The organism is Sphingopyxis sp., from assembly GCF_036402335.1.
GTDB lineage: Bacteria > Pseudomonadota > Alphaproteobacteria > Sphingomonadales > Sphingomonadaceae > Sphingopyxis.
The window spans coordinates 1-1,595 of the sequence record NZ_DASWTD010000183.1 but is presented as its reverse complement, the minus strand read 5'-3'; the positions used below and the strand labels follow the sequence as shown (position 1 = coordinate 1,595).

The following is a 1,595-nucleotide window of genomic DNA, read 5'->3' as shown; positions in this document are numbered from 1 at the left end:
TTCCTCGACGGGGACCGGCAGTATAGCTGCGCCTATTTCACCGACCCGGCCAACGGCCTGGAACAGGCGCAGGCGGACAAGAAGGCGCATATCGCGGCCAAGCTATACCTGAAGCCCGGAATGCGCGTGCTCGACATCGGTTCGGGCTGGGGCGGGACCGCACTCTACCTGAACCGCGTCGCCGACGTCGACGTGCTGGGCATTACCCTCAGCGAGGAGCAGCTTAAGGTCGCGCGCCGGAGGGCCGCGGAAGCGGGCGTCTCGGATCGCGTGAAGTTCGAGCTGATCGACTACCGGCACCTCACCGGCACCTTCGACCGCATCGTCTCGATCGGCATGTTCGAACATGTCGGCGCCGCCCATTACGAGGAATTCTACGGCAAGTGCCGCCAGCTGCTGGCCGACGACGGCGTCATGCTGCTCCACACCATCGGCAAGCTGGGCCAGGCCGGCGCACCCGATCCCTTCACCGACAAGTGGATCTTCCCCGGCTACCACCTGCCGTCGCTGTCGCAGATGAGCGCCGCTAGCGAAAAGGTGCGGTTGATCGCCAGCGACGTCGAGATGCTGCGGCTGCATTACGCCTACACGCTGCGCCACTGGCTCGAGCGCGCGACCAAGGCACGGGAACAGATCGTCGCCATGTATGACGAGCGCTTCTTACGGATGTGGGAATTCTACCTGGCCGGCGGAATCGTGATGTTCGAGAGCGGCGCGGCCTGCAACTATCAGGTCCAGTATATCCGCGACCGCCACGCGGTGCCGATCACTCGCGACTATATGATCGAGGCGGAGCAGCGCTACCGGAAGGCAGACGCCGCCCCAGCCAAGGCCGCATAGATTCTATTTGGCCTTCAGCTCCGCCACCAGGTGGGGAGCCGGATAGATTTTCTCCAACGCTTCCTGCACCGCCGCAGCGGAGACGGCCACGGTGCGATTGATCGTCCCGTCATAACCATAGTTGCCGCCGAGGCTATGGATGTTGCCGTCGAAAGCGGCGCCGATGACGCGGCCCTGGCGGTCGACCACCGGCGATCCGCTGTTGCCGCCGATTATGTCGTTGGTGGTGACGAAGTCATAGGTCGTGGCGGCATCGATCTTCGCCTTGTTGGCGGCGAACGCCGGAGGCAGGTCGAACGGCGGGGCGCCGGTCGCGCGGTCGAACGTCCCGCCCAGGGTGGTTCGGGTCGGCACCATCCTGCCGCGCTCCATCCAGCCCGCGACCTTGCCGTAGCTGATCCGCAACGTGAAGGTCGCGTCGGGGTAAACGCTGTCACCGAAGGCAGCGAACCGGGCATCGGCGAGCTTGGCCTGGGCGGCCGTCAGATGTGCGTCGACCTGCTCGTCGAAGCGCTTCTGCAGCGCGCGATCGTTGGCGTCGAGGGATCGCGCATAGACGATCATCGGGTCGGTCGAGCCGTCAATAGCGGCCTTGCCGCCGTCCCACAGCGCTTTGCGCACCGCCGGATCGGCGAGCTTGGTCCCGCTGACCAGCCGGGCCGTCAGCCCTTCGGGCGATTCCTTGCCGAGCAACAGCCGGGTCTGCGGGTCATCGGCGCCGAGATATTCGCGTGCCTTGCTCAGCGACCATTCCA

Annotated in this window: 2 protein-coding genes; one reads left to right on the top strand and one right to left on the bottom strand. The window is 65.4% G+C overall.

Annotation, left to right across the window (positions count from 1 at the left end):
• On the top strand, window positions 1-840 hold an 840-nt coding region (locus VGD20_RS05770; RefSeq protein WP_331133537.1), incomplete at its 5' end, for a cyclopropane-fatty-acyl-phospholipid synthase family protein.
• A 3-nt stretch (window positions 841-843) separates the two neighbouring features.
• Here the strand turns inward: VGD20_RS05770 and VGD20_RS05765 are convergent.
• A partial coding sequence (locus VGD20_RS05765; protein WP_331133536.1) for a S46 family peptidase occupies window positions 844-1,595 on the bottom strand: 752 nt, incomplete at its 5' end.